Here is a 25,663-nt window from a genome sequence, read left to right on the forward strand (position 1 = left end):
CCGGTGAGGATGACTCACCGGCCCTTGTGCTTGATGTGTGCCGCCGTGGCATGACGCCGTTACAGCGATACAGCGTTGGGGCGTTAGGGCTTTCCCGCCATACCGCTTCACCGCGTTAGCGCGCAACGGCGTTTCGCCATGACCGACGGCACGCCCCCGTCACCAGACATCCTTGGGCAAACGCTCACGCATCTCAGGCGGCAATGCGTCGCGCGTGAAAACCGGCTCGGCGACACCCGCACGGCGCTGGGCCTGATAGTCGCGCCACGCGAGCAACGCGTACTTCATCAACAAGCCGATGGCGACCAGATTGATGAACGCCATCAACGCGGTACCGACATCCGCGAAGCTCCACACCAACGGCAGGCTGGCGACCGACCCCAGCATGACGGCCAGCAGCACCAGCGCGCGGAAAATGTTGAGCAACCACAGACGCTGCGTCAGGTAGTCCATGTTGACCTCGGCATAGGCGTAATTGCCGAGCACGCTTGAGTAAGCGAGGAAGAACACCGTGATGCCGGTGAAGATCACCGCCCAATTTCCCACGTGAGCGGCCAGGGCGCGCTGGGTGAGCACGGCCCCTTCGGGTGCGGCACCCGGCATGAACTCGCCCGAGAGCAGGATCATGAACGCCGTGGCCGAACACACGACGATGGTGTCGAAGAACACGCCGAGCATCTGCATCAGGCCTTGCTGTACCGGGTGTTTGGTCGTGGCCACGGCGGCGGCATTGGGCGCGCTGCCCATGCCCGCTTCGTTGGAGAAGAGGCCACGCTTCACGCCCATCATGACGGCCTGGCTGACGGCATATCCGGCGATACCGCCGGCGGCCGGCTCAAGCCCGAACGCGTGCCGCAGGATCATCGCGATCATGCCGGGGATCTGATCGAGGTTGACGACACAAACATAGATGGCCAGCCCGACATAGGCGAGCGCCATGACCGGCACGATCCATTGCGCAAAGCGTGCGACGCGTCGCACGCCGCCGTAGATGATCGGTGCCGTCATCAGCACCAGCGCAACGCCGATCCAGATCCGCTCCCAGCCGAACGACGCTTCCAGCGCCTCGGCAATCGAGTGCGACTGCACGGAGTTGAGCGCGAACCCGAAGGTGAACAGTAGCGCCAGCGCAAACAGGACACCGAATTTGCGCGACCCAAGGCCGATCTGTATGTAATACGCCGGGCCGCCGCGAAAGGTGTTGTCGTGGCGCGGCACCTTGAAGATTTGCGCCAGCGTGGATTCGACGAAGGCGGACGCCATGCCGAGCAGAGCGGTCATCCACATCCAGAAGATGGCACCCGGCCCGCCGATCGTGAGCGCGACGGCGACACCCGCGATATTGCCGGTGCCGACACGGCTCGCCAGCCCGGTGGCAAACGCTTGAAAGGGTGAGATGCCGGAGGTACTCCCGGAGGTACGCAGCAAACAGATGCTGTGCCAGAGCGCCCGGACCTGGATTCCACCGAATCGGACGGTGAAGTAAAGCCCCGCCCCCAACAAGGTGATCACAAGCGGGTATCCCGACAGCACCCCGCCGAGGGTATCGACCAACGGCTTGAGCCAGCTCTCCATGTCACGTGTCTCCTGTCGCAACCACTTGTTGGCCCCGCAATGCCAGGGGGCAAGCGACGAAGAATCTCAAGGTTTGACCCTGCGCGATAGAAACCGGCAAATCTTTCCGCCAATTCCTATACGCAACAGCGCGACAAGAAAAAAGCCGCCCGGCAAACGCCGCGCGGCTCAAAGACAAGGCAAGGAGACATCGAAAAGTAGGTTAACAAGCGCTTGTGTCGGTTGCGTGACAGTCACGAAAGCGGGCACGAAAGTGGGTACGAAGCCGCGGTGACTTTCGCGCTCACAAGTCCTTTGCCATACGGCAGTTATTGGTCCGGCTATCGCAAACGGTGAACCCAGCTGCCTTGGCATCACGTTCCGAGGAAAACCCGCAGGCAATAACGCCGTAGGTGTTGCCAAAAAAGACGTATGGCGTGCCGCCAGTTGTCACTTGCCGCCCGTTGTTGTCCGCGTTATAGACGGTCGCCCTTTCGTTTGAACCGAACGCACTCCTGTCACACCAACCTTTCGCGACAATGCTGCAAAAAAGCGCGCCCTCTATTTTTCCGTAGTATCCCGTCTTCCATCCGCCCGACATTCGATAATCGTTGCACCTGTTGTAGTAGTAATCCCAAGTCGCCATGACGATAGGCCTGTCCTTCTCGACGATTCGCTCGACCTCTTTATGCACGATCCTGGTGACGTACTCGGTGGTACGAGCGAGTTGCCACGTCCAACTGCCACCAGAGCTCTGGCACGAGAGCATTTTGCCGTCGGCGTCTCTCCCAATTTCGCCAGCCTGGCACGACGCATTTTGCCGGTTGGATCGATCCAGGCGGATGACGCCCGAGTCGGATTGAAGACTCTGTGCGGTCACCCGCCCCGCGCGCTCGATATTGTGGCGTTCCATTTTCAGCGTACCGCCGACGGTGGCCCCGCGTTTCGCGTCCAGGCTGCCGAGAATGGTCGCGTCACCCTTCACCGTTGCGCCCTGCACCTCAAGGCCTTTCATCGTCAGCATGCCGTCGCCTTCGATATTTCGCGCCCCGACGATGTCCTGCCGGTTCTTGCCTTTGTCACTCAGATGCAGTGGACCTTTCATCGTGGCCTGGCCCGCGATCTCAAGCTCCATCATGCTGAGCTTTCCCACGCCGACGATGTTCTTGATCCCTTTGATGCTTTGATGCGAATTGCCGTTCTCGAAGTCCAGATCACCCGTAATGTTGCGCGATCCGTCGCGTCGAACATTGACGTCCAGACTGTGCGTCAGGTAACCGCCCCGCATGGCGACCAATCCCGGCTTTCCCAATGGATTCGGAACAGTATCGGGAATGGGCTTCATACTCTCGTCGACAAATCGGAATTCCTGCGGCTTATCCATCGTGGATGTCCCACCGAAGACACCGACCGTCTTCGCGACAATCGCCGCGAAAGCGTAATCCGGCTCCGACGAATAAGCACGCTTTGCCGGTTCAGTGAGATACGTCAGCGAATTGATCTGGCAGTTCGGTGGCTTCTCGCGATCGCACTTCCGATAAATCCGGATACCGTAATCGCCCAGGCCATGCGGCGGCTTGCTTCCCACCCCGGAAATATCCAACACCGCCAACAGCGCTGCCGCGTCCAGCCGACCTATGTACGAATAATCGAACGACGACGAAGCAGGCTCATGGGTGAACGTATGGCCCTTGATCGCAAAAGTTTTACCAGGCGTCGACAGCAGCGATTCAATGTCCTTGTAGTACTTTGCGACGATGGTATCTGCCGCGTTGCCAATGATCCTCAGCCCGTGCCCGGCGCGCTCTGCCCGCTCGATCCGCATCTGCCGCATCTGATTCACGCCCCAAAACGTAATCAGCATCCCCACGATGGTGATCGCGATCGCTGCGGAGACGAGAAAGATCCCCGACTGATTTCTTCGCATTGATATGCCCCTTTCGAATCGTCCGGCAAAGGCGCGACATCGCGTGTCAGCGATTGCGGGATCGTTGAGATGGAGCATTGTCTGCGACGTCACTCGCAGTGTGTTTGGGATTCTTCCGTTAAATTCCGGCAGAAGGTGCGAATCCGGAAGGGCCGACCAGGAATAGAAAAGCCGCGTGGCTCATTGCCTTCTTCATGCCTACCCATTGAACCCGGCTCGTTGACCATCCGCTGCACCGTTTAGAGAAGTGTCAGCACTCCACGATATTCACCGCCAAACCACCGCGTGCCGTTTCCTTGTACTTGGTCTTCATGTCGGCACCGGTCTCGCGCATCGTCTTGATGACGGAGTCGAGCGACACGTAGTGCGCACCGTCGCCGCGCAACGCCATGCGCGCCGCATTCACCGCCTTCACGGACGCCATCGCATTGCGCTCGATGCACGGAATCTGCACCAGCCCGCCGACCGGGTCGCACGTCAGGCCGAGGTTGTGCTCCATGCCGATCTCGGCCGCGTTCTCCACTTGCTCGACCGTGCCGCCCTGTACCGCAGCCAGTGCCCCCGCAGCCATCGAACACGCCACCCCGACTTCACCTTGGCATCCCACTTCCGCCCCGGAAATCGACGCGTTGAGCTTGTACAGAATGCCGATGGCCCCGGCAGTGAGCAGGAAGTCGATCACGCCCTGCTCGTTCGCGCCGTGCACAAAGCGGTCGTAGTAATGCAGCACCGACGGAATGATGCCCGCCGCGCCGTTCGTCGGCGCTGTCACCACGCGGCCGCCCGCAGCGTTCTCTTCATTGACGGCAATTGCGTAGAGGTTCACCCAGTCCATCACCGACAGCGGATCGGACAGCGTACGCTCGGCGCGTTGTGTGAGCTGACGATACAACTCCGGCGCGCGACGTCGCACATGCAACGGCCCCGGCAGTTCGCCGTCGGCATCGTCGTTCCCAATGCCGCAACCGCGCGTCACGCACGACTGCATCACATCCCAGATGTTGAGCAACCCGCGACGAATATCCGCTTCCGCCGTTGCCGCGTCGCCGTGGTGCCAGACCTTCTCGTTCTCCCACATCAGTTCCGCGATGGTCTTGCCGCTTGCGCGGCACATCTCGAGCAGTTCCTTGCCCGTGCGGAACGGATACGGCAGTTGGTCGTGCGCGGCGAGCACCTGCGCGTTCGACGCGCCGGCCGTCACGACGAACCCGCCGCCGACCGACAGATAACGCCCTTCGCGCAGTTTGTTGCCCTCGGCATCGAACGCGTGGAATTTCATGCCGTTCGGATGCTCGGCCATCGCCTCGCGACGGTAGAACACCATGTGTTCCTTCTCGACGAACGGCACCTCGTGCTTGCCAAGAATCGACAGCACCTTCGCCTGACGCAGCGTGGTCAAACGCCCCGCAATCGTCGCCGGATCGACCGTGTCGGGCGCCTCGCCCATGAAGCCGAGCAGCACCCCCTTGTCGGTGCCGTGGCCCTTGCCCGTGGCGCCGAGCGAACCATACAGCTCGGCACGCAGCGTCGCCACCTGCGGCAGCAGGCCGTCGCGCTCCAGACCTTGCACGAACATCAGCGCCGCGCGCATCGGCCCCACGGTATGCGAACTCGACGGTCCGATACCGATCTTGAACAAATCGAAAACTGAAACGGCCATGGGGCTTTCCTGAAGTTCTGAAACGTAGCGGAGACGCGACGAATGCCACCCATCCGGCGCATTCGCGTGACATCCATAAAGACAAAAAAGGGGCCGGCAACGTGTCTGCCAGCCCCTGATTGCCAAGCTTTCGCGACGCTTATTCGTAGTCGCTCATCGGCACGCAGGCGCAGAACAGATTCCGGTCGCCGTAGACGTTATCAGCACGTCCGACCGGCGGCCAGTACTTGCGCTCGCGCAGCGACTTCACCGGGTACGCCGCCTGACTGCGGGCGTAGGCGTGCGGCCATTCGTCCGCCGTCACCACGTCCGCCGTGTGCGGCGCGTGCTTGAGCGGGTTGTCCTCGCGATCGGCACGGCCCTCTTCCACGGCACGGATTTCCTCGCGAATCGCGATCATCGCCTCGATGAAGCGGTCGAGTTCGTGCTTCGATTCCGATTCCGTCGGCTCGACCATCAGCGTACCCGGCACCGGGAAGCTCATCGTCGGGGCGTGGAAGCCGAAGTCCATCAGGCGCTTCGCCACGTCGTCAACCGTGATGCCGCTGGTGTCCTTGAGCGGACGCAGATCCAGAATGCACTCGTGCGCGATCAGCCCGGCCGGGCCGCTGTACAGCACCGGGTAGTGCGGCGCGAGCTTCTTCGCGACGTAGTTCGCGTTCAGGATAGCCGTCTCGGTGGCGGCCGTCAGGCCCTGCGCGCCCATCATGGCAACGTACATCCACGAGATCGGCAGAATCGAGGCGGAACCATACGGCGCGGCCGACACGGCACCGATGCCGTTGGCGTCGCGCGAGTAGCCCGTCGAGTGCTGGTTCGGCAGGAACTGCGCCAGATGCGCGCCCACCGCGACCGGACCCACGCCCGGGCCGCCGCCGCCGTGCGGAATGCAGAACGTCTTGTGCAGGTTCAAGTGCGAAACGTCGCCGCCGAATTCGCCCGGTGCGCACAGGCCGACCATGGCGTTCATGTTCGCGCCGTCGACATACACCTGACCGCCGTTCGCATGCACGATCTCGCAGATCTGGCGCGCGCCGGCTTCGAACACGCCGTGCGTGGACGGGTACGTCATCATGATCGCGGCAAGACGGTCGCGATGCTGCTCGGCCTTCGCCTGCAGATCGGCCAGATCGACGTTGCCGTTGGCGTCGCAAGCGACCACCACGACCTGCATGCCGGCCATCTGGGCCGACGCCGGGTTCGTGCCGTGCGCCGACGCGGGAATCAGGCAGATGTCGCGATGCGCTTCACCGCGCGATGCGTGATACGCCTGAATGATGAGCAAACCGGCGTACTCGCCCTGCGAGCCAGCGTTCGGCTGCAGCGAGACGGCGGCGTAGCCAGTCGCGGCCACCAACATCTGTTCGAGCTGGTCGATCATCGCGCGGTAGCCGACCGTTTGTTCCGTCGGCGCGAACGGGTGAATCTGACCGAATTCGGGCCACGTCACCGGCAGCATTTCCGAGGTGGCGTTGAGCTTCATCGTGCACGAGCCCAGCGGGATCATCGTGCGGTCGAGCGCCAGATCCTTGTCGGACAGGCTGCGCAGATAGCGCAGCATTTCATGTTCGGAGTGGTAGCGGTTGAACACTGGGTGCGTGAGATACGCGCTTTGGCGCGCCAGTGCCACCGGGTAGCCGTTCGAGACGGTGGCCTCGATGGCGTCGAAGTCCAGCGAGACGGCGCTCTTGCCGAGGCCCTCGGCCACCACTTCCCACAGGGCGATCACGTCGTCGCGCGTGCTCGTCTCGTCGAGCGAGATACCGACAGTGTCGGCGTCTTCGCGACGCAGATTGAAGCGGCGTGCAGCGGCCACCGTGTGCACGGCATCGGCACGGCCGGCCACGGGCACGGTCAGCGTGTCGAAGAACGTGGCGTTGCGCGGCGCGGCGCCCAGTGCGGCGAGGCCGGCGGCCAGCACGGCCGTCAGACGATGCGTGCGCTCGGCGATGATGCGCAGCCCCTGCGGGCCGTGGTACGCCGCGTACATGCTGGCCATGATGGCGAGCAGCGCCTGCGCAGTACAGATATTCGATGTCGCCTTCTCGCGGCGGATGTGTTGTTCGCGCGTTTGCAGCGCCAGACGCAGCGCCGGCTTGCCTTGCGAATCGACCGACACGCCGACCAGACGGCCCGGCATCGAGCGCTTGAGTTCGTCGCGCGTGGCCAGGTAGGCGGCGTGCGGGCCACCAAAGCCCATCGGCACGCCAAAGCGCTGGCTGTTGCCAACGGCGACGTCAGCGCCCCACTCGCCCGGCGGCGTGAGCAGCGTGAGCGAGAGCAGATCGGCGGCGGCGATCAGCATGCCGCCCTTGGCGTGGATCGCGTCGGCCAGCGCGCGATAGTCGCGCACGTCGCCGCCCACGCCGGGGTATTGCACGAGCACGCCGAACGCATCGACATCGGCCGCGGCGGCCACCGGGCCGACCTGCACTTCGAAGCCCAGCGGCTTGGCGCGCGTTTGCACGACTTCGATGGTTTGCGGCAACACGTCATCGGCGACGAAGAACGTGTTCGACTTCGACTTGCCGGTACGCTTGACCAGCGTCATCGCCTCGGCGGCGGCAGTCGCTTCGTCGAGCATCGACGCGTTGGCGATCGCCAGCCCCGTCATGTCGATGATCATCTGCTGATAGTTGAGCAGCGCTTCGAGACGGCCTTGCGAGATTTCCGGCTGATACGGCGTATAGGCCGTGTACCAGGCCGGATTTTCCAGCACGTTGCGCAGGATCACGCCCGGCGTGAACGTGTTGGCGTAGCCCTGACCGATGAACGACCTGAACACCTGGTTCTGGCTGGCCAGCGCGCGCAGTTGCGCCAGCGCCTGCGATTCGGTTTGCGCGGCGGCGAACGGGCCGAGCGACTGGGCGAAGCGCGCGCCGTCGCGACGGATCGACGCGGGGACCACGGCGTCGATCAATGCGGCACGCGACGCGTAGCCCAGCTCGGCGAGCATCGCCTGTTGTTCGGGGGTGTCCGGGCCGATGTGGCGCGCGGAGAAGTTGTCGCGCTGCTCCAGCTCGGAGAGCGAGCGGCGCGGCGCTTGCAGGTCAGTCAAAGCATTCATGGGTCAGATCTCTCGTTCGATCACGGCAAGTGACGGCGGGGGCGGCAGCCGGGACGGTGCCGCGCGAACCGAAGGTCTCGCGGCACCGCCCGGGGCATCAGCCGCCGATTTTCTTGGCGTATTGTTCAGCGCCCAGCAGCTTGTCCAGCTCGGCCGTGTTCGACGGCTTCAGACGGAACAGCCAGTTGCCGTAAGCGTCGGTGTTGACCAGATCGGGCGAGCCGGACACTTCGGTGTTGGTCTCGAGGATCTCGCCGCTGACCGGCGAGTGCACGTCGGCCGCTGCCTTGACCGATTCGATCACGGCCGAGGCTTCGTCCGCCGCCACGGTGCGGCCGGTGTCAGGCAGTTCGACGAACACGATGTCGCCCAGGGATTCCTGCGCGAAATCGGTAATGCCCACGGTCACGGTGCCGTCGGCTTCGAGGCGGGCCCATTCGTCGGACTCGGTGTACTTCAGGTTATCGGGGATATTCGCCATGTTGACGCTCCGGGATTCAGTGTTTGGGGTATTCGGTTATCGGTAATTCGTGTCGCCGCACCGTGGCGCCGTGTTGCTCAGGCCACCACGGCCTTGCCGTGACGCACGAACGGTAATTTGACCACACGTGCGGGCAATTGCTTGTCACGAATTTGCACTTGGACCGTCGCGCCGTCCGGCACGCCCTTCGGCAAACGGGCGAACGCGATCGATTGCTGCAGGCTCGGACTGAACGTGCCGCTGGTGATTTCGCCGTCGCCCGCCTCGGTCACCACGACCTGGTGCGCGCGCAGCACACCGCCCTTGCCGTCGAGCACGAGGCCCGCGAAGCGCCACGTCTGGCCGCGCGAGAGCAGGGAGTCCTTGCCGACGAACGTGCGATCGCTTTCCTTCTCGACGGTCCAGCCCAGGCCGGCGTCCAGCGGCGACACGTCGTCGTCCATGTCCTGGCCGTACAGGTTCATGCCGGCTTCGAGACGCAACGTGTCGCGCGCGCCCAGCCCGGCCGGACGCACGCCCGCCGCGACCAGCGCGTTCCACAGCGCGGCCACGTGATCGGCGTTCACGATCACTTCGAAGCCGTCTTCGCCGGTATAGCCGGTGCGCGCGATCATCAACTCGCCGAACGCCGTGTCCTTGGCGAAAGCGGCATTGAACGGCTTGAGCGCTTCGCTCGCGGCCTGGCTGCCCGGTACCGCTTGCCACACCTTGGCGCGGGCGTTCGGGCCCTGGACCGCCACGATCGACAGATCGCGGCGCGGAATGATCGTCAGGCTGTAATCGCCGTGCGCGTTGAGCTGACCGATCCAGGCGAGATCCTTGTCGGCGGTGCCGGCGTTGACCACCACGCGGAACCAGTCTTCGGCGATGAAATAGATGATGAGGTCGTCGATCACGCCGCCGCTCGGGTTGAGCATGCAGGTGTAGAGCGCCTTGCCCGGGGTTTGCAGCTTGTCGACGTTGTTGGCGACAGCGTAGCGCAGGAATTCGCGGCAGCTCGGGCCATGCAGATCGACCACGCACATGTGCGAGACGTCGAACATGCCGGCATCGGTGCGCACGGCGTTGTGCTCTTCGATCTGGGAGCCGTAGTTCACGGGCATGTCCCAGCCGCCGAAGTCGACCATGCGGGCGCCTGCGGCGCGGTGCGTATCGTTGAGCGGAGTGCGTTTGAGTTCGGTCATCGGGGCATCAAGGCATCAAGGGTCAGGCATGTCGGAATACGGCGTCCGACAATGCAAAAAGGGGTCATCTCGACGACCGGCACTTTCCGCGTCCGGCGCGTGCATGTGCACGAGCCCGGCGCAATGCCAGTTGGCGAGATGACCCCTCTGTCCTTGGTACCTGAGAGATTGCCCGGTGCGTGCGGCGCGCTGTGCGCCATGCCGCTCGTGCCGGCCCCTTCGGTGGGTTGTCCGCGTGCCACGCACGCTGCAACCGCTCTCCAGAGATCGAAGGCGATGCCTTCGGCGCGGACGGTCCTTGATGCCTGAGAGTTTGTGGGTATTACCCCTTCGGCGGCCCCGGCATGTGCTTCCCGGTGCGCTCTCCCGACCACGCTCGCGCACTTTACGGCGAAAGACGAAGGCTGTCAATTTGATGCGGATTACCTGAGCGCCAATCGGCGTTGAACACCGTCGGACGGGCTTTCCCAGTCCTTCGTCGCGCACGGGGAAATGGGCGCTTTTTTGATCGCGCCGGGCGCGTGCGCCGGTCAGCGTGACTCGCCTGGATTCGTGCCCGCCGGACAGCCATTCTTGCCCCAGCGTCCGTTACACACCGTCCACACACAGCGCTGCTTCGGTATTACCTCATACCAGCGATAGCGGTCGCACTGCGCAAGCGCTGCGGCCACGGCACTGGCCGTCGACGGCGCCACTGCCGGTGATGCCACCGGTGCCGCGCCCGGCTGGGCTTCGGCGGCGATCGAGCCAATATCGTTGTTGTCGAAATGCGCGGGAAGATCGACATTGGCCGGCGGACGCGCCGTATTGCCGACCGCACCTGCCCCTGCGCGGCGGCTGAGCAGTTGCATCATGTCGTCCGGCGCGTTGTTGCGGGTCGGGGGCGATGTGGGCGCCGTGACAGCGGCAGTCAACGCTGCGGTGGCCGCCGAGGCGGTGAGCGGCGCGGGCTGGTTGGCCGAAGCGACGTCGGCCGCCGCACCGGACGCGGCCGCATCGACCGCCGCCAACGCCTGCGCCCGGGCCAACGCGGCAGATGCCTCGCCTGACGCAGGGTCGGCACCCGCAGCCGCCAGCGCGGCCGACGCGACGGCTGGCGGTGCTTCGTTACCGGAGTTGAAAGGGGTGACGGTCATTGCGTCGGATGACTTGGGCACCGGGTCGACGTAGGGGGCGCGCAGATTCCACCAGATGCCGAGCAGCGCGATGGCAGCGAAAACCGCTGTGCCGAACACGAGCGCGCCGGTGACCCAGCCGGAAGATTCGGCGTGCGCGAGTCTTGCGCCACACTGCGCACAGTGCCGCGCACGCGGCGCATTGTTCGTCCCACAGGTTGGACATTGCACGGCGACCTCACCACGATGGCAACGTTGCCCATTATAGGCATCCGGTCTGCGTCGACGCCAGCCTCCGGCGTCGCGCCCGCCCCACAGTTGGCGTTCGCACAACGCCTGTCGGGCGCGCACAGCCGAGTGGCGCTCGCATGATAGACTTGCCCACCGCCCGGCGCTTGCCGATGCATCGCCCCGGCGGGCGGCCGCGCATCGCCGTCACAGCCCTCGCCGTGCGCGCACCCTTGCCGGCCGCCGTCTTCATCTCCTTCGCGTCACACCATGTCCTCCTTCCCGCTCAATCCCGCTCAGAACGAAGCCACGCGCTATTTCGACGGCCCATGTCTCGTGCTGGCCGGGGCGGGCAGCGGCAAGACGCGCGTCATCACGCAAAAGATCGCCTGGCTGATCGAGACGAAGGGGTTCGAGCCGAAGCACATCGCCGCCGTGACCTTCACGAACAAGGCCGCCGCCGAAATGCGCGAGCGCGTGGCCAAGCAGCTCGAAGGCAAGCTGCTGACCACGCCGGGCAAGGAAGGCCGTAAGGTGCCTGTCAACCAGCTCACCATTTGTACGTTCCACTCGCTGGGCGTGCAAATCCTGCGGCGCGAGGCGGCGAACGTCGGGTTGAAGCCGCAGTTCTCGATTCTCGACGCCGACGACTGCTTCGGGCTGATTCAGGAGCAGTTGGGCACGACCGACAAGGCGATGATTCGCGGCGTTCAGACCGCCATCTCGCTCTGGAAGAACGGACTGGTCACCCCCGAGACAGCGCTGGCCGCCGCCGAAACCGCCGACGAACATCAGGCCGCCCTCGTCTATCGCAATTACATGGCCACGTTGCAGGCCTATCAGGCCGTCGACTTCGACGACCTGATCCGGCTACCCGCCCAACTCTTCGAACGCGACGAGGAAGTGCGCGAGCGTTGGCAGAACAAGCTGCGCTACCTGCTCATCGACGAGTACCAGGACACCAACACCTGCCAATACCTGCTGCTCAAGCTGCTCGCGGGTCCACGCGCGGCGTTCACCGCCGTGGGCGACGACGATCAGGCGATCTACGGCTGGCGCGGCGCCACGCTGGAGAACCTCAAGCAGTTGCAGGTCGACTTCCCGACGCTCAAGGTCGTCAAGCTGGAACAGAATTACCGTTCGACGTCGCGCATTCTGACGGCGGCGAACAACGTCATCGCGAAGAATCCGAAACTCTTCGAGAAGAAGCTGTGGAGTGAGCACGGCCTGGGCGATCCGATCACGGTCACGGCGATGAACGACGAAGAGCATGAAGCCGAGTCGGTCGTATTTCGCTTGTCGGCACACAAGTTCGAGCGGCGCGCCGAGTTTCGCGACTACGCCATTCTCTATCGCGGCAACCATCAGGCGCGTATCTTCGAGCAGGTGCTGCGGCGCGAACGCATTCCGTACGTGCTCTCCGGCGGCCAGTCGTTTTTCGACAAGGCGGAGATCAAGGATCTGTGCGCGTACTTGCGGCTGTTGGCAAACCCCGACGACGATCCCGCCTTCATTCGCGCCGTGACCACGCCGCGCCGGGGGGTCGGCAGCACCACGCTCGAAGTGCTCGGCAGCTTCGCGGGACAGGCCAAGGTGTCGCTGTTCGAGGCCGTCTACATGGGGGCGGTCGAGGCGCGGCTGCCGCCGCGCCAGCTCGAACCGCTGCGTGCGTTTTGCGACTTCATCCAGCGCATTGCAGCGCGCGCGGCGCGCGACCCGGCCAATGAAGTCATCGACGATCTGATGGAAGGGATTCACTACGAGGCCTATCTGTACGACACATTCGACGAGCGTCAGGCGCAATCGCGCTGGACCACCGTTCTCGAATTCCTCGAATGGATGAAGCGCAAGGGCACGCGGGGCGACGAGGCGCAGCCCACCGGCTTCGACAAGGCCGACGGCCTCGACGACGACGGCAAGAGCCTGATGGAACTCACGCAGACCATTGCGCTGATGTCGATGCTCGAAGGCCGCGACGGCGACGATCCCGACGCCGTGCGCCTGTCGACGCTGCACGCCTCGAAGGGGCTGGAGTATCCCCACGTGTTTCTCGTCGGCGTGGAAGAGGGCATCCTGCCGCACCTTCGCGAGGACGAAGAAGTTACCGCCGAAAAGATCGAGGAAGAGCGCCGGTTGATGTATGTCGGCATCACGCGTGCGCAGCGCTCGCTGCAACTGTCATGGTGCAAGAAGCGCAAGCGGGCACGCGAAACCTATTCGTGCGAGGTCTCGCGCTTCGTGCCCGAGATGCAACTCGACGAAGCGCCGCCCCCGCCCCCCGAAGACGCGCCCATGTCGCCGAAGGACCGGCTCGCCAGCCTCAAGGCCATGCTCGCGGGCGGGGCGAACAAGACCCCATCCTCCTCGGGCGCCTGACTCGACGCGCGCCGACCACGCCCTACCTATGAATAGCCCCCGCGAGCGGGGGCTGGCTTGAGGAACGGCGACATCGTACCGGGGCTGTCGGCGGCGGCACGGCGTACCGTAAAGTCAATGCTTGCTGCTATTTGCCACTACCCGAAGACGTCTGATCGCAAGCGGCTGCCGGGCTCGACGCCACGACCATCCCGACCAGACCGGTCAAACAAAGCAGAACAGCAACCAACAGTTTCCGCATAGGCTCGCCTCCACTCGTCAGGTGAAGTTTCACTATAGAAGCGCATCCTGCCGATGACAAAGACATCTTGACCATCGGCGTGACGCGGGCGATAGTCGGTAGAAAACGGGCGAAACAAAACGTGAATTGCCTTGATTTCGACCCAATGCCCACACCGCCCGCGCTCACGTGATGCGCTCGGCGCACACGGCGGCGGCGCGTGTGCGGCACCGATCCCAAGACTTTGTGGAGCTGGTGCGTGAAACTGCATATCCTGTCCGACCTGCATTTGTCCGTGGCGCCGTTGGCCATTCCCGAGGTGGACGCCGACGTCACGATTCTCGCCGGCGACATCGGCCGACCGGCGCAAGCCATCGAGTGGGCGAAAGCGTTGGGGCGCCCCGTCATCTACGTTCCCGGAAATCACGAGTTCTACGGCGCGACACTGGCGGGCACGCTGGCCGACTTGCGGCACCTGAGCGCGGGCACGAACGTGCATCTGCTTGAGCGACGATCGGAGGTGATTGGCGGCGTGCGCTTTGTCGGCACGACGTTATGGACGGACTTCGCGTTGTACGATGCCGACGGCAAGCACGACGACGTCGTAGAGGAGTCACGCAAATTCGTACGCGACTTCACACGCATTCGCGTGGGCGATCCGGCGGTGCCGTGGGCGGATCTGCCGTTCTTCTCGCCGGACGACTGCGCGGCGCTGTGCCGTGAAAACGTCGCCTGGCTTGCGCGCGTGCTCGCCGCACCGCACGACGGCCCGACCATCGTGGTCACGCATCATGCGCCAACGCCGCAGAGCATCCATCCCCGTTTCGCAGGGTCGCTCGTCAATCCGGCGTTTATTTCGGATTTGACCTCATTCGTCGAAGCCTCCGAGGCGGCGTTGTGGATTCACGGCCATACGCACGATTCGTTTGACTACCGCGTCGGCGCGACCCGGGTGCTGTGCAATCCGCGCGGCTATTGCTTCGAGGGACGCGTCGAAAACGCGGCGTTCGATCCGACGCTGACGGTGCGGGTGTAATCCAGCCTCCCTCGCCATGGGTAGTTGGACGCTGCTCGTCGGACGCCAGAAACAAGAATCCCCGCCGAAGCGGGGATTCTTGTGGGTGCCGAGCGATTCACGCCAGACTTGGCGCTTGAGCGCTTACCTGACCGCTGACTTGGCGATTTACTTAGCCGCGCTCACCATGTAATCAACGGCGGCCTTGACGTCGTCGTCCGACGCGTTGGCGGCACCGCCCTTCGGCGGCATGGCGTTCAGGCCATGGAGGGCCGCGTTGTGCAGCGTATCGATGCCGGTGGCGATGCGCGGGGCCCATGCGGCCTTGTCGCCGAACTTCGGGGCGTTCATCACGCCGCTCGCGTGGCAGGCCATACAAACGGTGTTGTAGAGCTTCTTGCCCGCTTCGAGATTACTGCCTGCGCCGGCGGCGGCCGGGGGGGCGGTCTTGAGCGAGGCCATCGCGGCGGCGGCGGCGGCTGTGCTGGCGTCGGCGCCGGAAGCTGCATCGGGTGCCGCCGATGCCGGGGCGGGCGCTGCAGCGCCCGACGCGGGCTGTGCCGGGGCAGCCGGTTCTTGCAACTTGCCGCCGGAGGCGTTGGCCATGTAGACGATCGCTCGGCCGATTTCGTAGTCCGTCACGTCGTCGGGGCTGGTGCCGCCACGCGCGGGCATGGCGCCTTTGCCGGCGAGAGCGATCTTGAGCATGCCATCGTAGCCCTGTGCGATGCGCGGCGCCCAGTCGGCCGTGCCGACTTTCGGCGCGCCGGCTGCGCCCGATGCGTGACAGGCGGCGCAGACGGCTTTGTAGAGTTGTTCGCCGGTCTGATAGACGCGTGGTGCGTTGGCGTCCTTGATATCGACCTTGGCGACGGGCGCGATGCGCTCGGCGATGGCCTGTTCGGTCATGGCGGAACTGCCGGCACCGGTCAGGGCGTTATTGCCGACGTAATTGACCAGCAGGACGATGATGACGATCGGAACCAGGAAACCCGCAACGACGGCGGCGATGAGCTGCTTGGGTGTTTTGATCAGAGACTCATGCTCGTTATGTGCTTCACTCATGCGGGATCTCTCAATAGTATTTTTGTGGAAACCGAGTGCATCACCCCGGGCGGCTGGCGCCATCCGGTCAAAATATCGAGCCATTGTAGCAACAAACCCTTGACCGATGACACGCCAAGGCGGTGCGCAGACGCCGCAAAAGTCCCGTATTTTCCCTAGCTTACGCGAAAGCCAAAGCGGTGTTCCGCGTGCTTCGTGCGCGAAGTGCGGGGGTACTGCATGTACAGTAAATCCGCGCTCACGCGGCGCTTGGCAACGAATTGCCGCATTGTGTGGCGAGACGATGCACAGGGCATGGACGGCGCGCGGCAAAACCGCTATGCTTCTACCTCTTTGCCTACCGGTCGCGCGTTCGCGCCTTCTCCCCCGGTGGTCAGCATAGCGCCCGTAGCTCAGGGGATAGAGTATCGGCCTCCGAAGCCGAGGGTCACTGGTTCGATTCCAGTCGGGCGCGCCAATCAAATCAAGCACTTACATCCGCTCTCATTCTGCATTCGGCGGGCATCCGGAATATGCGGCGCCGCCGGAATTGAACGCCTTGATGGCTCCGTGTCCGAAGACTCGGACGGACATTCCTACGTCCGGCGTGCATATGCTCGTCGCCAATGACCTGATACAAAAAGACGGCGGGCCGCAATGGCTCGATAGGTGCTTGCCGCCCGGCAGGATGATTGTCCGGACAGCTGAACGGCGCTGGCCCAACGGCAACGCGGTGTGCGCTGCCAACGGATTCCCAAAGTTTGTCCAGAAGGAAGATGGGTTCGGCTGGGCCGCGCCATCCTGACGCGGCTGAAAGGGCAAGAATGGCCGACCAGGCGCGAACCGCCATCTGGCCGCCTGAAGCCTCACCGCCCACTTCACCGCGGGACACCGTCGCAGGGAAACGTCACCCTTATAGCGAGTTACCTTCCTTTGTATTACATTCGGTGTCCTATGCGCACTCAAATAGCGCACGCACCGATGCTCATCCATCGAAATAGGCGCGGTCTTCCTGAGCATTGGCGTCCCATGTCTGCCGTAGTGCGGGGGAAAGGCCGTAGCTTCTCGGTCACCGGTCGCCATGCACGGCGCGATACGAGAGATTATTCGTGGTCCAAGGCAAACTCGGGTGCGCAGCCCGTCAGGCGCAGCTCGCCGCTACGACGTCGGTGACGTCTTCGGCTCCACATTTCGGCTTTGTGCCGGCGCGACGTCCAGCCCGAGGACCGACGGGTCAGGGGTTCATTCGAACGGTCGGGAGCACGGCCATTGCGCTGGCCCTCGCCGGGGCTGCAGCCCCTGTCTGGGCCGCGGCCTGCACGCCCAGCGACACCAGCGGCTGCGGTGCACCGGGCGGCGACGGTTTCCCGGGTCGAAGCGGCGCGGGCGGCGCCGGAAATGGCCAGGGCGGCGGCTCCAGCCACCTCGACGCCAGCACCGTGACCGTACAGGACCCGGGAAGCTGGGGGGCCCTCGGTACCGGCGGCGCGGGCGCAACCGGAGACGTCGCTGCCGCGACAGCCAACGGTCCCGCGCAAGTGATCGCCTCCAGCAACATCGTTATCAACGCCCCCGTGACGGGCGACGCCGGCAACACGGGACCGGACGGAACCAACTTCGGAAGCGGCGGGAACGGCGGCAACACCGGCCTTTATTACCTTGGCAGCAACATCACCGTCGCAGGCGCGGCAGCGGTCACGGGCGGGGCTGGGGGCAACGGGGGTAATACCACCAACGGCGTGAGCGGCAACGGCGGGGGCGGTGGCGGCGGGGGTAGCGGACTCACCTCGGCCGGGGTCGCAGCGACGATCACCAACAACGGGACGATTACCGGGGGCGTCGGCGGCACCGGGGGTTCCGGTGGGTTCAGCGGCGGCGGCGGCGCTGGCGGCGACGGCCTGCTCTCGCTCGGCGGCAGTGCGTCCATCGTAAACACCGGCACGATCACGGGCGGCGCAGGCGGGGCCGCGGGCGCGGGCGCCTCGGGGTCCGCGGCAGGCGGCGCCGGGGGCACTGGGGTCGATCTTGCCCAAACCCACAATTCCCTCGCCAATATCGGAACGATCTCGGGCGGTATGGGCATCGGAGGCGGTGTCGGCGTGGTGACGCGTGGCATGGATTCGATCACGAACGCAGGTCTCATCATGGGTGCGCTGACCGGCGCAGGTGGGACCCGAGCGGCGGCGATCAAGTTTGGCGGCACGGACAATTCGCTGAATCTGCTGACGGGCTCCTCGATCCTCGGAACGCTGCTCTTCGACGCGGGGGCGACGGCCACCATTGCCGCAAGCAACACAGGGCTGACACTGAACAACGATGTCATTCTGAGCGACGCGGCGTCGCGCGCGACCGTCTCCACGGCGTCGACCGGCTTGACGATGTCGGGCGTGATTTCCGGGGCTGGCTCGCTCAGTGTCGTGGGCGGCAACACGTTGACGATTTCGGGCATCAACACGTATACGGGGGCGACCACGATCAGCAATGGCACACTCGCCCTGGCGGGAAGCGGCAGCATCGCGGCTTCGTCCGGCGTCGTGCTGAATTCGGTGCTCGATATATCCGCCGTCACGTCGGGGACGTCGATCAAGGCGCTTTCAGGCGCGGGTACGGTGCGGCTTGGCGCACAGTCACTGTCGCTCACCAACGCGGCCGGCACGTTCGACGGCGTCATCGACGGCACGGGCGGCGTTCGGGTGGCCGCCGGCACCCAGACGCTGACAGGCACCAGCACCTACACCGGCGCGACCGTGGTCGACAGCGGGGCCACGCTCAAGCTCAGCGGCGGCGGCAGTGTCGCAGCATCGAGTGGCGTGACCAGTAACGGCGCGCTCGACATTTCGGCAACGACAAACGGCGCGTCGCTCACGGGCATCGCCGGCAGTGGGTCGGTCGCGCTCGGGGCCCGCACCCTTACGCTCACGAACGCCTCGGGCGTCTTCTCCGGCAGCATCGGCGGCTCCGGTGGGCTGACATTGAATGGCGGCACACAGACGCTCTCGGCCGCGAACGTCTACACCGGCGCGACCACGATCAATGGAGGCACACTGGCATTGACAGGCGCCGGCCAATTGTCTTCGGTGACGAGCCTTGCGATGCTGGGCAGCGGCGCGACGTTCGATATGTCTGCTGCGGGTACGCAAGCGGTCTCCGGATTAAGCGGCGTGGCAGGCACGCGTCTGCTCATGGGGGCGAATTCGCTGAGCGTCGATGCCTCAGGCAACAGTACGTATGCCGGCGACCTTGCGGGCAGCGGGACCTTCACCAAGCTCGGCAGCGGCATGCTCGTTCTCAATGGCGCGAGCACGGCCTTCACGGGGACGACGAGCGTTGCGGCGGGCACGCTCGAAGTCGGCGACGCCAACCACGACACCGCCTCACTGGGCGGCGACGTGGCCGTCGGCGCACAAGGGACGTTGCGCGGGCACGGCACGATTATCGGCAGCGTGACCAACGGCGGCATCGTGGCGCCGGGAGGCTCCATCGGCACGTTGCGCATCAGTGGAAACTACACACAGGCGTCCAATGCAACGTTGGCGATCGAGGTGAGTCCGACGGCGGCGTCGCAGCTCAAGGTATCGGGAAGCGCGACGCTGAACGGGGTGCTGGCGATTACGTACGATCCCGGCACGTACCAGGCAACACGCTATACGGTGGTGACCGCGGCGAATGGCGTCAAAGGTCGCTTCTCTTCGGTCACCGGCGCGCAGGCGGCAGGCGCCAATCTTGGCAGCCTGCAATCGTCGGTCGCCTATGGTGCGAACGATGTCATCCTGTCGCTGGTCGATCCGTCCGTCAGCGATCCCGGGAGCTCGGGCGCAATCGTGATTGCGCCGAAAAACACGAGCGTCTACACCGCGCTGGGCACGGCGGCGCTGGCGAATGCGCAGTCGACGGCCGCGGCGCTTCTCGATCAAGCCACGCGACGCGCCGTGGATACAGGGCTTGCCACCGGCGACGCGGCGCCGCGTACCTCGCCCGTCTGGGCCACGGCCACCGGATTGCACGCACGTGTGAATGGCTCGGGCGCTCAGTCTGGCTTTCAGGAGAATCAATACGGCTTCCTTGCTGGCGCGGAACGGCACGAAGAACGCGTCATGTTTGGGCTGGCGGGCGGCTATTCCCATGCCGATCTTTCGGAAAAGGGCACGGCGAGCTCAGGCACACGGGACACGCTGCGCCTTGCCGCGTATGCAAGCCGTGAGATGGGCGCGGTCGATGTTGCCGCCACTGTCGGGTACGGCCTTCACTTCCTGTCGCAGAAACGCCCGTTCGCGGGCATCGGCACGGCCGAGGGCGATCATATCGGGCAGGAATTGACGGCGGCGGCACAGGCGAGTGCACCGATGGCGATCGCGGGCATTGTCGTGACGCCTCGAGCCGGCCTGCGCTACGCCTACTTCCACGCGAACGGCTTCGACGAAAGCGGTGCGGGCGGACAGAATCTGCGCGTTGGCACGGACAACACGCGGAGCCTGCAACCGTTTGTCGGTGTGACGCTCGACAAGGCGTTCGGCGACGCAACGCGCCCCGTGAACGTCCAGTTCCGCGTGGCGTACGCGCACGAACTGCTCGATGTCGCCCGGGTGATCACCGTGGCCTCGCAGGACGGTACGGCCTTCGTCGCATCGGGTGCGGATTTGCCGCGCGGCTTCCTGACGCTCGGCGCCAGCGTCGGCGTGACACTGGCCAAGCACCTGGATATCTCGCTCGCCTACGATGCGCTCGTCAATACGGCACGCGCATCGTCGCAGGCGGGGAGTCTGAAGGTGAGTTACCGGTTCTGAACGCCCTTGCGCGGATGACGCTTGTCGCCGCCCCTTGTTCGCTCAAAACACCACCAGCCGATCAACCAGTTGCGCGATGCGCGAGTTTGACGCCGACCACGATTCGACCGTACGCGATCGACCGTCGAAGTACACGGTATTGATCACTGATCCGTTGCGGCTGAGCGTCAGCGTTGCATAGGCCAGGTATTCGCTCGGCGTGTTGCCCCACAGAGCATCGCGCCAGGCGCGGCGCACCGAGTAATTGAGCACCACGCAGCCCGTCGGCCAGGTGCCCGGGCTGTAGATCGTGCTCACGATGCCATAAGCGCGTAGGCGACCCTGTATCGCCGGCAGCAGATCGGAAATGCCGTCGGGCGCCAGTTCTATACACACATTCTGCGAGAGCAGCTCCGGTGCGGCGGGCGTCGTCGGCGGCACGATCGACGGCAGTTGATCCGACAGCATCACGCCCGTCGACACCATGCTGGAGGCCACCTGCGCGGCGAGCACCGGCACCGGTGTCGTGAAGAGGCACCCGCCCAGGGTGGCGCTGGCGGCCGCCGCCAGCATCAGCACGATCGCCAGTCGTTTCATCAGAACGGCGACACGCCGAGCAGAATGCCCTGCAGCCAGCCACCACTGCTCCCGTCGGCGACCTGCCCCTCCTCCACGCGCGCCACCTTGGCCTGTCCCACCTTGCTCGATGCGACCACATTGCCCGGTGAGATGTCGAATTTGTTGACCACGCCGGTAAAGCGGAACGTCTCCATATTGCGCCCTTGCAGGACCTGCTTTTCCCCGCCCACGACATATGCGCCGTTCGGCAATACGTCCACGATCGCCACCGCAATCGTGCCGGCCAGCGCCGTGCTCGAACTGTTGTTGCCGTTGCCCTTGAAGGCACTGGCCGATTGACCGATGTTGAACCAGCGCTCCAGCACGGAATCGGCCCCATTGGCCTTGGCGCTCTTGCCCGTCACGCTCGCGTTGCGCGAGATGTCGCTCTGCGACTTGTTTCCACCGGACGAGTTTTCGGACACCGCAATCGTAAGCAGATCACCGATGCGATGCGCGACCGGTGTCTCGAACCAGTTCGTGGCGGTGGTCGATTGGTAGATGGATCCGCCCGTCTGCACGTTCGCCACGCGCGGCATGGGCATCATGCCCATCGGCGTGGGCGCCGGCGACGAGCTGGAGCAGGCCCCCAACATGGCGCCCGTGGCGGCCAGCAGCGCAAGCGTCCGGAGAACACCGCGCGCCGCAACGCGCGGTAGCATCGACAGCTTCGACATGGTGAGGCGCCCCCGCGCCGATCCCGGATGCCGGATCCGGTCGTCTTGGAATAGTGTGAACGGTTGATCGATGGCGCAGCCGACACGGCGGCCAGCGTCGAGAGGAATAGTAAGGAGTGCAGGTGCAGGCACTAAGCACAAATAGAGGAAAATTTGTGGAGGCCCGCCGCGCGCCACACCGATGCTGAGAAAATGGCGCGCCAACGTCGGCAGAGCTCCATGGGTTCGCCCCGTCAGGCGCGCTTTCCCGCCATCACCGTTCGCCCAACCACGCAGCGCATGAACTCCGGCATCACCCGCAAGCTTTTCCTCGCGCTCTTCGCGACAGGCCTGATCACCATGACGGCCACGGCACTCGCCGTGCGCGCCGCGCTCGGCGGGCATCGCTGGCTGTGCGGCGACAACCTGATGTATCTGACGGTCCTCGGCGTCGCGCTGCTCGGTGTCGTGGCGCTGCATCTCGCCCGGCGTCTGCTCGTGCCCGTCACCCCGTTGCTGGAGGCCACCCACCGCATGGCGATGGGCGACTACAGCGTACGCGCGCCGACAGCCGGTGCCGACGAGCTCGCCCGTCTCGCCGTCGATCTGAACCGCCTGGCAGACACGCTCGCCCGCAACGACCGCTCGCGCCGCGACCTGCTCGCGGACATTTCCCACGAGCTGCGCACGCCGCTGTCGATCCTGCGCGGGGAAATCGAAGCGTTGGAAGACGGCGTACGCCCGCTCACGCAAGACGCCCTCGCCTCGCTGCGCGTTGAAATCTCGCAGCTCTCCAAACTGATCGACGATCTGTACGAACTCTCGCTCTCGGACGTCGGCGCACTCACCTACACGTTCGCCCCCGTCGACATGACCGAGCGCGTCGCCACGTCCGTGGCCGCGTTCGGCGACTGGTTCGACGCCAAGGGCATCGCGCTGAACGTGCACCTGCCCGACGACACGCTCATCATCAACGGCGATCTCCACCGCGTGACGCAACTGCTGGGCAATCTGCTCGAAAACTCGCTGCGCTACACCGACGGCGGCGGCGCCGTGCGCGTGTACCTGTCGGCCACGGCCACGCAATTGCGTCTGGAGATCGAGGATTCTGCGCCGGGCGTGCCGGACGACGCGCTGCCGCGTCTGTTCGAGCGCCTGTTCCGCGTGGAGGCATCCCGCAGCCGGCGAAGCGGTGGCGCCGGTCTGGGGCTGACGCTTTGCAAACATATCGTCGAAGCGCACGGCGGTCAGATCGCCGCGCGGCATTCCCCACTGGGGGGTCTCGGACTCACGATCACTCTGCCGCGTCACCGCCCTGCGCCTGCGGCCGCAGGGGGGGCGTGCGGCGGCGGATGCGACCGGTCACCCGGCGGGACGAGCCGCCCCGGGCCCGCGCGGCTCGATGACCCCGCCCTTGCGAGCTCGTGATGAACCCTTCGCCCATGCCTTCGACCTCGCCGAACCCGTCGCCGGGCGCTTCGCACGCATTGACCCCGGCGCCGCTTTCCGCCCCACGTTCACCGACCGACGCGATGACCCTCTCCAACACCGCCCCGATTCTGATCGTCGAAGACGAGCCCAAGCTCGCCGCGTTGCTCGCGGAATACCTGCGGGTGGCGGGCATGCCTTGCCGCATTCTCTCGGACGGCCGCGACGTGGTGCCGGCCGTGCGCGCGACACAACCGCGCCTGGTGCTGCTCGATCTCATGCTCCCGGGCATGGACGGCCTCGAAGTCTGCCGCGCCGTGCGCGAGTTCTCCGAGGTGCCGGTCGTCATGCTGACGGCGCGCGCGGCAGAGACGGACCGGCTGCTGGGCCTCGAACTCGGCGCCGACGACTACATCTGCAAGCCCTTCAGTCCGCGCGAAGTCGTGGCACGCGTCAAGGCGATTCTGCGCCGGGTGAGAGGCGCCAGTACCGCCAGTACCACCTTCGGCCCCCAGGGAACCGCCAGTCTTGCAAACGCGGCACCGCCGCGCGCGCTCGTCATCGACGCGATGCGTCATCACGCACGGCTCGACGGACACGAACTGCCGCTCACGCCGGTGGAGTTGCGGTTGCTGGCGACGCTCGCCAGCCATCCCGACAAGACCTTCCCTCGTGCCCACCTGCTCGATCGCATGTACGACGATCACCGCGTGGTGGCCGATCGCACGGTCGATAGCCATATCAAGAACCTGCGTCGCAAGTTGCAGGCGATCCGGCCCGACGAGGAAATCGTGCGCTCGATCTATGGCGTCGGCTATCGGCTCGAATTGCGCACGGACCGCCCGGGCATGGGCGCCGCGCGGCATGGCGTCGCGGGTATCGACAATCCCGCCGGGGCGATGCCAGAATAGGCGCACCCGCGCCGCAGCGCGGTTCCCTTGAGGAGATCGACGATGCCACGCCGCGCCGCTACGTTGTCCCCGATGTCCACTGCCCTCACAGCCTTCACCTCATCCGCGTCATTCACGCCAAACGGCGTCGCAGCGTCGATGCTTGGCATTGCCGATCTTGCGCGGTCTTACGCGCCGATCAAACGTTTTCTGCAAGCTTCCACCGTCGTCGCACTGCTCGGTGTGAGCGGCGGCGCGTGGGCGCAGACGCCCGTGTGTTTCGATAGCGTCGGCCACGCCCTGCCGCCAGAGCAATGCTCGCAAGCCGCGCGCGATCAGGCCGCATCGCAGGCGACTGCGTCCGGCGCGAGATCGCCCTCACTGCGCGACGAGTGTCGCGCGCTCGCCGACAAGATCGCCAACACGCCGGACAAGCCGGTCTACCAGCGCGGACGCCGGGTCGAGTCGCCCGCCGGCGATCGCGTCGACATTCCTACACGCACCCGCCCGCGCAAAGCGCTCAAGGAAGAGTACATGCGCAAGTGCACGTAGGCGGACACCTACAAGTTGACGAGAGATGTCTGCAAGTTAACGGAACTTGTTGCCCTATTTCCTTGACAATAACGTCAGAGACCGCATAATCGTCGTCACGCCGATGGGTTGTCTGCCACGATTTCACGCAGACACATCCGTCGGATGCCGAATTATCGTTCTCATCATCCGCTTCATGGCCGACACGACGCGTGCCGCGTGGAATGCGTCATCGGCCCGACGTTTTATCCGGATCCATGCCGCCGTGCTCAGCACGGGGCACACGCTACCTGGAGGGAGAAAATGCAAAAACGCGAATTCCTGATGAAGACTTCCGTCGCTGTTGCCGCCGCTGCATTCGCGCTGTCGGGCTGCACCACGACCACCCCGTCGCAGGCCAGCAAGAGCGACAGCTCACCCGGCGCCAACGCGAACAAGCGCCGTGAGATCGATGCTTCCGTGAATGGCGCGCTCGACAAGATGTATGCGTCCGTACCGGGCTCGCGCGAACTGGTGAACAAGTCGCGCGGCATGCTCGTGTTCCCGTCGGTGCTGCAAGCCGGTTTCGTCGTGGGCGGCCAATACGGCGAAGGCGCGCTGCGCGTGGGCGGCGCCACGAAGGGCTACTACAACACGGTGACGGCGTCGTTCGGTCTGCAGATCGGTGCGCAGTCGAAGGCCATTATCTTCCTGTTCATGACGCAGGACGCCCTCGACAAATTCCAGCGCACCGACGGCTGGACGGCGGGGGCCGACGCCTCCGTGGCCCTGGTCAAGATCGGCGCGAACGGCGCGGTCGATCTGAACACCGCGACTTCGCCGGTCGAAGTGATCGTGATGACCAACGCCGGTCTCATGGCCAACCTGAACGTCGAAGGCACAAAGGTCAGCAAGCTCAACATCTGA

17 protein-coding genes, 1 tRNA gene and 2 riboswitches are annotated in these 25,663 nt (G+C 64.9%); of the genes, 8 read left to right on the forward strand and 10 right to left on the reverse strand.

The window, feature by feature from the left end:
- Positions 1 to 159: 159 nt before the first annotated feature.
- From BGP02_RS01080 to BGP02_RS01110, 7 genes are all read right to left on the reverse strand, one after another.
- Positions 160 to 1,575: an alanine/glycine:cation symporter family protein gene (locus tag BGP02_RS01080; RefSeq protein WP_017233610.1), complete on the reverse strand. Its 1,416-nt coding sequence runs from the start codon at positions 1,573 to 1,575 to the stop codon at positions 160 to 162.
- 283 nt (positions 1,576 to 1,858) lie between these two features.
- Positions 1,859 to 3,481 carry a shufflon system plasmid conjugative transfer pilus tip adhesin PilV gene (locus BGP02_RS01085; RefSeq protein WP_261939586.1) on the reverse strand — a complete coding sequence of 541 codons (1,623 nt, stop codon included), beginning with the start codon at positions 3,479 to 3,481 and terminating at the stop codon, positions 1,859 to 1,861.
- A gap of 250 nt (positions 3,482 to 3,731) precedes the next feature.
- The gene (locus BGP02_RS01090) at positions 3,732 to 5,141 is read right to left on the reverse strand and encodes an L-serine ammonia-lyase (RefSeq protein WP_017233612.1); all 1,410 of its coding nucleotides are present in this window, start codon (positions 5,139 to 5,141) and stop codon (positions 3,732 to 3,734) included.
- A 139-nt stretch (positions 5,142 to 5,280) separates the two neighbouring features.
- Complete coding sequence (gene gcvP, locus BGP02_RS01095) at positions 5,281 to 8,208, reverse strand: aminomethyl-transferring glycine dehydrogenase (RefSeq protein ID WP_261939585.1); 2,928 nt, start codon at positions 8,206 to 8,208, stop codon at positions 5,281 to 5,283.
- 97 nt (positions 8,209 to 8,305) lie between these two features.
- Positions 8,306 to 8,689, reverse strand: a complete 384-nt coding sequence (gcvH, locus tag BGP02_RS01100; protein WP_150564425.1) for a glycine cleavage system protein GcvH — start codon at positions 8,687 to 8,689, stop codon at positions 8,306 to 8,308.
- Between the two features lie 77 nt (positions 8,690 to 8,766).
- A complete protein-coding gene (gene gcvT, locus BGP02_RS01105) occupies positions 8,767 to 9,873 on the reverse strand; it encodes a glycine cleavage system aminomethyltransferase GcvT (RefSeq protein WP_017233614.1) in 1,107 nt (368 codons plus the stop codon).
- 137 nt (positions 9,874 to 10,010) lie between these two features.
- A riboswitch (glycine riboswitch) is annotated at positions 10,011 to 10,147 on the reverse strand.
- An 8-nt stretch (positions 10,148 to 10,155) separates the two neighbouring features.
- Positions 10,156 to 10,252: riboswitch (glycine riboswitch) on the reverse strand.
- A gap of 151 nt (positions 10,253 to 10,403) precedes the next feature.
- A complete protein-coding gene (locus BGP02_RS01110) occupies positions 10,404 to 11,108 on the reverse strand; it encodes a hypothetical protein (protein ID WP_261939584.1) in 705 nt (234 codons plus the stop codon).
- Positions 11,109 to 11,486: 378 nt separating this feature from the next.
- Between BGP02_RS01110 and BGP02_RS01115 the strand changes: the two genes are divergently transcribed.
- On the forward strand, positions 11,487 to 13,592 hold the full coding sequence (locus tag BGP02_RS01115; protein ID WP_017231709.1) for a UvrD-helicase domain-containing protein: 2,106 nt from the start codon (positions 11,487 to 11,489) through the stop codon (positions 13,590 to 13,592).
- A gap of 479 nt (positions 13,593 to 14,071) precedes the next feature.
- Positions 14,072 to 14,848: a metallophosphoesterase gene (locus BGP02_RS01120; protein WP_268567053.1), complete on the forward strand. Its 777-nt coding sequence runs from the start codon at positions 14,072 to 14,074 to the stop codon at positions 14,846 to 14,848.
- Between the two features lie 147 nt (positions 14,849 to 14,995).
- Here the strand turns inward: BGP02_RS01120 and BGP02_RS01125 are convergent, their stop codons facing one another.
- On the reverse strand, positions 14,996 to 15,955 hold the full coding sequence (locus BGP02_RS01125; protein ID WP_286797378.1) for a c-type cytochrome: 960 nt from the start codon (positions 15,953 to 15,955) through the stop codon (positions 14,996 to 14,998).
- A gap of 318 nt (positions 15,956 to 16,273) precedes the next feature.
- Here BGP02_RS01125 and BGP02_RS01130 point away from each other — a divergent pair.
- Positions 16,274 to 16,349 (forward strand) — tRNA-Arg (locus tag BGP02_RS01130).
- 631 nt (positions 16,350 to 16,980) lie between these two features.
- A complete protein-coding gene (locus BGP02_RS01135; protein ID WP_286797380.1) occupies positions 16,981 to 20,655 on the forward strand; it encodes an autotransporter domain-containing protein in 3,675 nt (1,224 codons plus the stop codon).
- Between the two features lie 42 nt (positions 20,656 to 20,697).
- Here the strand turns inward: BGP02_RS01135 and BGP02_RS01140 are convergent, their stop codons facing one another.
- Together BGP02_RS01140 and BGP02_RS01145 are read right to left on the reverse strand one after the other, a co-directional pair.
- A complete protein-coding gene (locus tag BGP02_RS01140; RefSeq protein ID WP_286797381.1) occupies positions 20,698 to 21,231 on the reverse strand; it encodes a hypothetical protein in 534 nt (177 codons plus the stop codon).
- Positions 21,231 to 21,929, reverse strand: coding sequence for a flagellar basal body L-ring protein FlgH (locus BGP02_RS01145; RefSeq protein WP_268567062.1), 699 nt, complete (start codon positions 21,927 to 21,929; stop codon positions 21,231 to 21,233). Before BGP02_RS01145 ends, BGP02_RS01140 begins: the two co-directional genes overlap by 1 nt.
- Positions 21,930 to 22,148: 219 nt before the next feature.
- Between BGP02_RS01145 and BGP02_RS01150 the strand changes: the two genes are divergently transcribed.
- From BGP02_RS01150 to BGP02_RS01165, 4 genes are all read left to right on the forward strand, one after another.
- Positions 22,149 to 23,336, forward strand: coding sequence for an ATP-binding protein (locus BGP02_RS01150; RefSeq protein ID WP_261939567.1), 1,188 nt, complete (start codon positions 22,149 to 22,151; stop codon positions 23,334 to 23,336).
- 104 nt (positions 23,337 to 23,440) lie between these two features.
- Complete coding sequence (locus BGP02_RS01155; protein ID WP_039829662.1) at positions 23,441 to 24,247, forward strand: response regulator; 807 nt, start codon at positions 23,441 to 23,443, stop codon at positions 24,245 to 24,247.
- A 42-nt stretch (positions 24,248 to 24,289) separates the two neighbouring features.
- On the forward strand, positions 24,290 to 24,778 hold the full coding sequence (locus BGP02_RS01160) for a hypothetical protein (protein WP_017231591.1): 489 nt from the start codon (positions 24,290 to 24,292) through the stop codon (positions 24,776 to 24,778).
- A gap of 282 nt (positions 24,779 to 25,060) precedes the next feature.
- Positions 25,061 to 25,663: a BPSL1445 family SYLF domain-containing lipoprotein gene (locus BGP02_RS01165; protein ID WP_017231590.1), complete on the forward strand. Its 603-nt coding sequence runs from the start codon at positions 25,061 to 25,063 to the stop codon at positions 25,661 to 25,663.

This window comes from Pandoraea sp. 64-18, from assembly GCF_001899225.1.
In the GTDB taxonomy this organism is placed as follows: Bacteria; Pseudomonadota; Gammaproteobacteria; order Burkholderiales; family Burkholderiaceae; genus Pandoraea; species Pandoraea cepalis.